General features: G+C 44.6%; 11 protein-coding genes. 1 reads left to right on the forward strand and 10 read right to left on the reverse strand.

Annotation, left to right across the window (positions count from 1 at the left end; translation table 11 throughout):
• Nucleotides 1–158: 158 nt before the first annotated feature.
• The 10 genes from MiSe_RS45200 to arsS all read right to left on the reverse strand — a co-directional run bounded on the left by MiSe_RS45200 (nt 159) and on the right by arsS (nt 8,445).
• Nucleotides 159–749 (reverse strand): Uma2 family endonuclease, encoded by a 591-nt coding sequence (locus tag MiSe_RS45200; protein ID WP_226593257.1) that lies wholly within the window; start codon nt 747–749, stop codon nt 159–161.
• Between the two features lie 46 nt (nt 750–795).
• Nucleotides 796–1,503: a Uma2 family endonuclease gene (locus tag MiSe_RS45205; RefSeq protein ID WP_226593259.1), complete on the reverse strand. Its 708-nt coding sequence runs from the start codon at nt 1,501–1,503 to the stop codon at nt 796–798.
• Nucleotides 1,504–1,685: 182 nt separating this feature from the next.
• A complete protein-coding gene (locus MiSe_RS45210; RefSeq protein ID WP_226593261.1) occupies nt 1,686–1,958 on the reverse strand; it encodes a hypothetical protein in 273 nt (90 codons plus the stop codon).
• A 383-nt stretch (nt 1,959–2,341) separates the two neighbouring features.
• Nucleotides 2,342–2,734: an arsenate reductase, glutathione/glutaredoxin type gene (gene arsC / locus MiSe_RS45215; RefSeq protein WP_226593263.1), complete on the reverse strand. Its 393-nt coding sequence runs from the start codon at nt 2,732–2,734 to the stop codon at nt 2,342–2,344.
• Nucleotides 2,735–2,795: 61 nt separating this feature from the next.
• Entirely contained in the window at nt 2,796–3,875 is a 1,080-nt protein-coding gene (gene arsB, locus MiSe_RS45220) for an ACR3 family arsenite efflux transporter (RefSeq protein WP_226593265.1), read from the reverse strand.
• Nucleotides 3,876–3,883: 8 nt separating this feature from the next.
• Nucleotides 3,884–4,567 (reverse strand): MIP/aquaporin family protein, encoded by a 684-nt coding sequence (locus tag MiSe_RS45225; protein ID WP_226593267.1) that lies wholly within the window; start codon nt 4,565–4,567, stop codon nt 3,884–3,886.
• An 86-nt stretch (nt 4,568–4,653) separates the two neighbouring features.
• Nucleotides 4,654–5,688, reverse strand: a complete 1,035-nt coding sequence (locus MiSe_RS45230; RefSeq protein WP_226593269.1) for a PstS family phosphate ABC transporter substrate-binding protein — start codon at nt 5,686–5,688, stop codon at nt 4,654–4,656.
• Between the two features lie 115 nt (nt 5,689–5,803).
• Nucleotides 5,804–6,133 carry an ArsR/SmtB family transcription factor gene (locus tag MiSe_RS45235; protein WP_226593271.1) on the reverse strand — a complete coding sequence of 110 codons (330 nt, stop codon included), beginning with the start codon at nt 6,131–6,133 and terminating at the stop codon, nt 5,804–5,806.
• Nucleotides 6,134–6,684: 551 nt separating this feature from the next.
• Nucleotides 6,685–6,948 carry a hypothetical protein gene (locus MiSe_RS45240; protein ID WP_226593273.1) on the reverse strand — a complete coding sequence of 88 codons (264 nt, stop codon included), beginning with the start codon at nt 6,946–6,948 and terminating at the stop codon, nt 6,685–6,687.
• A gap of 486 nt (nt 6,949–7,434) precedes the next feature.
• Nucleotides 7,435–8,445, reverse strand: a complete 1,011-nt coding sequence (arsS, locus tag MiSe_RS45245; RefSeq protein WP_226593275.1) for an arsenosugar biosynthesis radical SAM (seleno)protein ArsS — start codon at nt 8,443–8,445, stop codon at nt 7,435–7,437.
• Between arsS and MiSe_RS45250 the strand changes: the two genes are divergently transcribed.
• A complete protein-coding gene (locus tag MiSe_RS45250) occupies nt 8,405–8,629 on the forward strand; it encodes a hypothetical protein (protein ID WP_226593277.1) in 225 nt (74 codons plus the stop codon). The two genes, arsS and MiSe_RS45250, sit on opposite strands and share 41 nt — an antisense overlap.
• Nucleotides 8,630–8,721: the final 92 nt, after the last annotated feature.

Raw genomic sequence — 8,721 nt, forward strand, 5'->3', positions numbered from 1 at the left:
GGAAATCAATTTCCGGGCTAATAGCGAAAGTCCATTAAAATGGACTGAAATTCTTGGCGAATTATTTAGTCCTCTGAGCGAGGACTTTAGCTATTAGCCAGCGATTTGAATCGCTGGCGGGATGCAAACGCAGGTGCAAGATCGGAATAAACCTATTTCTATCCTACTGTTTCTTCCTCGCCTGATTCCAGTACGACATCTTCATATACAAGCGCGATCGCACACCGAAAATCAACGCTACTTAAATAAATCTCCTCTCCTTCTCCATAAGTATAAAGTTCCCAAATTCCTCGATCGTTTAATCGGAAAACTTCAACATTCATCTGTTCCGCACCGATTAAAACGTATTCTCTAAGAGTGGAAATGCGGCGATATTGCTGAAATTTTTTACCCCGATCAAAACTTTCTGTACCCGGAGAAAGAACCTCGACAATTAAACAGGGATGATAAATTGCTTTAATAGCGCGTCTGTCCCTTTCGTCGCAAGTTACCATCACATCAGGATAGTGAAAGGGGCCATTTTCAGATACACCAACTTTGGCATCTGCGGCATAAACTCGGCAAGAACCGCCTCGAAGATGATTTTTAAGGGCAGTAGTTAGGTTTACAGCTACAGCATTGTGGGGAATAGTTCCCCCAGTCATGGCAAACACTTCGCCGTTGATATATTCGTATTTAATTGGTTGTTTTTCTTCCCATTCTAGATATTCTTGGGGACTCATGTATTTAGGATCGGGAGTAGCTACCATTGGAAACCTCCTTATGTAATTGGATGAATTTAGATATGCGATCGCATTATCCCTGACCGTTCAATTGTTCCACAAAAGCTTGATGTTCTGCCGTTGCCAACCCCATCTGCAACACAGACTGCACCTCGCCTAAATTCCCGGCAATTAAAGCCGGAACTGATAACCATAAACCTGGAAAAACTTCGCTTCTAATGATTCCCGATTCGTCTGCTGATAAAGAAACATATTCTCCTTCTCTTAAACGAAACCAATCGATTCTTTGTTCGTAAACTTGCCAAATTAAATATTCTTGTACCCCGTTGCGCCGATAAACTCTTAATTTTTCTCGCAAGTCATAAGCAGCACTACTCGCTGCTATTTCTGCAATGAATTCCGGCGCACCTTCTACATAATTATCTTCGCTAATAGTAGATTGTCCGCCTACTTCAATTCGCAACAGTGCATCGGGTTGAGTTTCGTTGTCTGGATCGAGGCGAACTGTGGTATTGTCTAATAAATCTACCCCAGGCGTAGCTGTCCAATAAATAGATAACCATCCAATGATACGCGCATGTGGTCTGCCGTGGATAACTCGGACTGGCGATCCCATGTATACAACTCCTTCAATTAATTCGGCTTTCTTCAAGTTAGGCATGGCATCGTAGCGGCGTTCAAATTCAGCGCGAGTTATGCGATCGCCGTTTTCCAGCGGTAATATTTTCGGCACTATTCCTGTCATAATTCGACCCTCAACCATTTGTTCTGATTGTGGCATATCGCTTTATTGTGCATCGGTGGGTTTTGTGCGATACTTGCTGACGCACACGCGCAAGCGAATCGCACCCACAGAATCCGGGTTTCGCAAGCATAAATCCTTGGCGGTAGGGGCACGGCAGCATAATATTCTTCCACTTGTGCAGAATATTTAATCGTGCCGTGCCCCTACAAATCTGCAAATTAACGTCCCGATTTTCTCATCCTTAAATTAATCGGTCCTCGTTTGCGGTAACGGGTAAGAATGCTCACCATCTTACCGGGTTTGCGAGTTGGTTGTGGTGGACTCCATTCGTCTACTTGGGCAAACTCTTTTGCGTACAAGTTGTGTATTGTTTCTATCACTCCATCGCGAGAACTGATAATCAATATCTGCACGGTTTCCCGATCGTCTTCCCCTGCATCAGAATTTGGACATGCAGATCCAGTCGAGTCTGGCAAAAACTCTTGCGCCATGATATTTTCTCCATCTTTTTAGGTTTTCCAACGAAAACCCAAAAATCTAGCCACCCCGCAGGCAGCTAAAAGCAGGGTGGCTACAGAGAAAATGTTACAATTCTCAATTAGCCTCCCGGACTGCGCTTAACAGTTTGGGGGGTCATGCTGTCCATTGCTGTTGCTAGCGGCTTTGGGCAGCGATACTAGGTTTTTGGGCGTAGGTTGCTGTCCTGTTTAGGTCGAGCAACCTATAGTTGTTGAGCATAGCGCCATTGGTTCCAACCGTCAAGAGGTGCGGTTGGGGTTGGGAATGTGGCGATCGCGAGGTCAGAAACCCGGTTTCTGAGTCGATTTTTGGTTAACTTTCGGAAGGATTTTTCATATCACCTTAGTTTCTTTGCTCAAAGGTTTTGAATCAAGTTTGCAACTCGTTCTTTAATTTCATCTCGCACTCGATGAAATGTTTCGATTGGTTGTCCATCTGGGTCATCGAGTTGCCAATCTTGAAACACTTCTCGCATTACCCATGCTTCGGGTAAATTGACGCCGCATCCGCATAAGGAAATTACGGCATCGTAGTCTTCTGCTTTAAAATCGCTTAAAGGGTCAGATGTCTGATTGGTAATATCAATGCCAATTTCAGACATGACTTGAATCGCGGTAGGATGAACTTTGCTGGCTTCTAATCCGGAACTGGTTACAGATATTTTCCCTTCTCCTAATGTACGGGCAAATCCTTCTGCCATTTGGGAACGGCAGGAGTTTCTCTTGCAGACAAACATCACTTTTTTCATGGAATTACCTGATTATTTTACCGGAAATTTACGAGGTTTCTTGTTCTTCCTTATTAGCTGATTATACAGCTTTTAGATCGTTGGCCTTGAAGAACTTTTTCTTAACCCACAGTGCAGCACTTACTAAAGTAATCAACACGGGAACTTCTACCAACGGCCCAATGACGGCGGCGAAGGCAGCACCTGAGTTAATACCAAATACGGCAACGGCAACGGCAATAGCTAACTCAAAATTATTACCAGCCGCCGTAAAAGCTAAACTCGCTGCTTTGGCATAGTCGGCTTTCATTCTCCACGCCATATAGAAGCTAGCAAAAAACATCACCGCGAAGTAAACAATCAATGGAATCGCGATGCGGACAACATCCATTGGAATTTGCACGATGAGATTGCCCTTTAAGCTAAACATCACCACGATAGTGAACAGCAAAGCCATTAGGGTAATGGGGCTGATTTTGGGAATAAATTCGCTGTGATACCAGGTTTTCCCCTTAGCTTTCACTAAAGCCACGCGGGTGAGAAATCCAGCAATAAATGGAATTCCTAGATAAATGAAAACACTCTGGGCAATTTCTCCAATACCAACGGGAACGATGCTGCCTTTTAAGCCAAACAGAGGTGGTAAAACTGTGATGAAGAACCAGGCATAAACGCTGTAAAAGAGGACTTGAAATATACTGTTAAATGCCACAAGTCCGGCTGTATATTCCCTGTCTCCTCTAGCTAACTCACTCCACACGATCACCATCGCAATACAGCGGGCGAGTCCAATCATAATCAAGCCAGTCATGTATTCCGGGTAATCGCGCAAGAAAATGATGGCAAGCGCAAACATCAGAATCGGGCCAATTACCCAGTTTTGTAATAACGATAAACCGAGAATCTTGCCGTTGCGAAATACATCGCCTAATTCTTCGTATCGCACCTTGGCTAAAGGCGGATACATCATTAAAATTAAGCCGATGGCAATGGGGATATTAGTCGTGCCAACTTGGAAACGGTTGATGAAGCCTTCGATGCCGGGAATAAAATAACCCAAGCTGACTCCCACAGCCATTGCTAGAAATATCCACAAGGTGAGAAAGCGGTCGAGAAAAGAAAGTTTTTTGGCAGGATTTGCCGGAGATTTTGTTGTTAGCATGATGCACCTCACTGAAGGTCTTGAAATCCGTTAGACAGTTGCCGATAAACCAGAACGGCTAATTGCGCCCCTAATATCGGTGCAATCCAATAAAGCCAGTGGTGCTGCCAAATTCCTCCTACTAAAGCGGGACCAAGACTGCGCGCTGGGTTCATACTCGCCCCGGTAATCGGTCCCATAAATGCGGCTTCCAATCCTACCGTCAGCCCAATTGCTATGCCAGCAAAACCAATATGGGCGCGTCTGTCAAGTCCCGATCCTAAAATTACCAGCATTAAGATAAAGGTCAGAACAATTTCGAGGATAAAAGATTGGAACCAGTTATCTTTTAAGGGTAAAGTTGCGCCTAAATTGGCTACTTTTCCCAGGGTGATTAGCAGGATACCAGAGGCGGCGATCGCTCCCACAGATTGCGCCAAAATATAAGGCAATACTTTCGATTTTGGGAAAAACCCACTCGCCCAAAATGCCAACGTCACCGCTGGATTAAAATGCGCCCCGCTGACATGTCCCAATCCGTAAATTAAAGCTGCCACTACCGCCCCAAATACAAAGCTGATTCCCAGGTGCGTCACCGCCCCATTGCTAACTTGGTTTACCATCACCGCACCCGTGCCTGCAAATACTAAAATGAAGGTTCCCACACCTTCAGCAATTGCTTCCTCCCGCTTGAACTTAAATGGTAACTTCATTCCTTTCCTTTGCACCGCTCAAGATTACCGATTCAGTATTATAAATCCCAATTCAGAAACCGGAACCCGGTTTCTGAGATTTATTCCTAGAACTTTTTCTCCTTCCGCAATAACTCGCCAATCGTCAGATTTAGCTCAGATTTTCCTTCAAACACCGTTCCGACTTTGCCTGATTCAAAGTGAATCTTGGAAATGTGATAACCTTCCTCTGGTAAGGGAATGTAGTTCGCATTTTCAACGATTCGCTTGGCATTGTTGAGGTAGAACTTGACAAACTCGCGCAGCTCTGGTTTCATCTGGTTATATCTGACGTTGACGTAGATAAACAAAGGTCGAGCAAGCGGTTGATATTGCGCTTTTTCTACTGTCTCGCGAGATGGTAGAATTGCCCCTTTGCCGTTATCAATTGCCAAAGCTTTTAATTTATCTTGGTTATCTTCAAAATAGCCGAAGCCAAAATAACCCAAAGCATTTGGATCTTTGGCAACTCCCTGCACTAGAACGTTATCATCTTCGCTGGCAGTGTAGTCGTTGCGACTCGCTTTAGGTTGACCTACCGTCGCTTCTGTAAAGTAATCAAAGGTACCGGAATCTTTACCCGCACCATATAGATTAATCGGTCTATCGGGCCAGGATGACCGAATTTGATTCCATTTAGTAATTTTTCCTTCAGCAGCGGGTTCCCACAGTTTTTTCAACTCGGCGCGGGTAATATCTTGCGCCCAGGTATTTTGGGGATTAACTACCACAGTTAAAGCATCAAAAGCAACAGGTAATTCTATAAATCTGACGCCAGCTTGGTTGCAAGCTTTCATCTCTTCAGCGTTGATGGGACGGGAAGCATCGCTGATATCGGTTTCACCGGCACAGAATTTTCTAAACCCGCCTGAAGTGCCGGAAAAGGCAGCTTGGATCTCGACTTTATTCTGTTTTGTCTTTTTGTATTCTTTGGCGATCGCATCTGTAATCGGAAACACCGTACTCGACCCATCAATCTTAATTGTCTGCGCGGTTCCCCCCGCTGCAACCAAGGTTGTATTTGAGTTAGTTGGCGTTGAGCAACTGGTTGTTAATGCCAGAATCCCTAGTGCGAATAATAATGGCTTTGCTGTTACATTCATTTACTTAACCCCCATCAGTTATAGGGTCACACTCTTATCATTTCAAAAAAAATTGATTTGTCAAGCTACAAAGCTAAAAAAAGAGTGAAAAACATTGTTAATAAATATAAAGGAATTAAGGATTATCTTGACAAGATCGAGCTGGCAAGATCGAACTGAAGCGACGAAAGTCTGCCAGGTATTGCTCTAGGACGACAAATTGAGCCAGATTTAGACTGTAGTAGATCCAGCGACCTTCTTGGCGCGATCGCACCAAACCAGCTTCTTTGAGGGTTTTAAGGTGGAAAGAAAGCTTAGACTGAGTTACGCCCAAGATTTCGCACAACTCGCATACGCAAAGTTCTTGCGTCCGTAGCAGATCGAGTACCTTAATCCGCAGCGGTTCAGAAAGCGCGTGAAAACCGCAGCTAATTAAATCTATTTCGCTTGTAACGGGTGAAGTCATCAATTTTTCTTAAAAATTTAAGTGACATCATTGTCTTAACCAGATCTTAATTTACCAAATAGGAAAGATTGTAGATTGGGTTGAACAATAGATCTATCCCAAAAATAACCTTAAAGGCAGGCAGAATGCCCACCCCACAAGAGTTGTTTGATTTTGGTTTTGTGGGATAGGCGACACGAACCTCTCCGACACAGAGGCGGGCAGAATGCCCACCCCACAAGAGTTTTTTGATTTTGGTTTTGTGGGATAGGCACCGACGCCTACCCGTTGTTACAGCGGATTGCTTTTCGTGTGAGGTACAGCCTGCGTGGGTGTAGAGACGTTACATGTAACGTCTCTACACCTACACGAACCAGAGGTGTACCTCAGAAGGCTGCAATCCGCTATAAAATTACCGGACTTACGCAACTGGCACATTTAATTGGGTTTGTAGTAGCGCTGTCTTCGCTATTTCAGGCGAAGACAGCGCTACTACAAACCTCAAAATTGCTCGATTAGTGTGACAGTTGCGTAAGTTCTAAATTACCGTCCCGATGCCCGTGAAGCTGGCGCTATCGCGCCAGCGAATCGCCTTCTTGTCGCTTACGGTAACGCACCAGAATCGTCACCAACTCGCCTGGATAATTGACTGCGGGTTGCACTGGCGCCCAGTCGTCTACCTCAGCAAAGTCTTTTTGAAACAACGTGTTAATCGTTTCTCGGATTCCGGCGTAGGAACTGATAATCAGAATCCGCACCGCTTCCCGTTCTGGTTCGGCTGGTTGAGAATTAGAATTGTCCGATCCGAATGAATCCGAACGAAAATCTTCTGCCATGATATTTTCTCCATCTTTTTAGGTTTTCCATTGAAAACCCAAAAATCTAGCCACCCCGCAGGGCAGCGCAAAGCAGGGTGGCTCCAGAGAATGCTACAATTCTCATTTAGCCTCCCGACTGCCGGACGCAGTTTGGGGGTCAAGCTGTCCATTGCCGTTCCTGCGGCTTTGGATAGCGATACTAGGTTTTTGGTCGCTATCGGTTGCTGTGTTTTGAGTGGCAGGCAACCGATAACCAAACACCCTACCGCAGAAGTGGATGATTGTCAAGAGATTTCAGATTTCAGATTTTAGATTTTGGATTTTGGATTTTTATAGCGGATTGTGACTTAATAGAACACACTGGATTTTTCGCAACTTAATAGCCCGTGTAGACGGGCTTCGTTTGTATAGCGGCACCCTTAAGGGTGCCGCTATACAAACGAAGCCCATAAGGGCTGTATTCCAGCAAGTTGCAAACCGCTATAAGCAGCAGATCGAGTAATTTCAAACCAACGCGCCGCCGCAACTGGAACCGCACCCCGCCGTGCAACCATAACAATAGGGTGCTGTTTGAATCTCGTCAATCAAATCTATTGTGCCAGCTGCGAGTAACTTGGCAACGGTTAAAGTTTCACCGTTCTTGAGTTTAGCGGGTAAATTTTCCATTTGGTTAAAGTCGCAGTCATAGATATTACCGAGATAGTCAATGGAAAGTTCATCCCGACACATTAAATTTTCCACCGTATCGGAATTGAAGTTTGATTCTAAGAAGTGTAAGTAAGGCTGGGATAACTTTCGATGTTCCAGATGAAACTTAGTGCGCCCGACGGGTAAATTGGTAATCGTAAACAAGTTGTTAAAAGCAATACCAAAATTCTCTTTCAGGTATGCTTTGTAATCATGTTCCAACTTGACTTGATTGGGAGTAAGCGAAAACTTTTCCCCACTGGGAACTTGCGGGTTATAAACTAAATCCAAAATTAAGTCAGGGTTTTGACCATATCCCAACTGATTGAGCAATTGCAGCGCGCGAATTGAGTTATTATAAACCCCATTTCCGCGCATTTTATCGACATTATCTTCCAGATAGCAGGGGAGAGAAGCAACAATTCTCAGTTGATGTTCGGCGCAATATTCGGGAATATCTTCAAAGCCTGGTTCAAAATAAATCGTAAGATTAGACCGGACAATTACTTCTTTACCCGTATTTCTTGCTGCTTCTGCTAGCGGTTTGAAGCCATAAAGCATTTCCGGTGCGCCGCCAGTCAAGTCAACTATTTTGAGTTGGGGAAATTGATATATCAGTTCAATTAGCTGGTAACAAATTTCTGGGGATAGTTCTTCGGTTCGCTTTGGACTTGCTTCTACATGACAGTGATTGCAAGCCAAGTTACAGCGCTTGCCTAAATTGATTTGTAAAACGGTAATCTGACGCTTTGTTAACGGGGATTTAAGCTTTTTACGAAAGGGTGTTATGGCTAAGTTTGAATGGGATTTCAGTGAGTCTGTTTGCATTATTATTTCCGTCAATAGAGCGACTTTTATTTTAACTTATATGAACTTTGGTTGCATCGTTAGAGCGGTTTCAATTGGGTGCAATACAGTTGATTGTAGGGGCACGGCATCCGAAACCTTTGAGTTAAGGGGTTTGCCTATGGATGCCGTGCCCCTACCCTGGGGTCCGAAACCTTTGAGTTAAGGGGTTTGCCTATGGATGCCCTGCCCCTACCCTGGGGTCCGAAACCTTTGAGTTAAGGGGTTTGCCTATGGATGCCCTGCCCCTACCCTGGG

It is taken from the genome of Microseira wollei NIES-4236 (assembly GCF_020521235.1).
Classification (GTDB): domain Bacteria; phylum Cyanobacteriota; class Cyanobacteriia; order Cyanobacteriales; family Aerosakkonemataceae; genus Microseira; species Microseira wollei.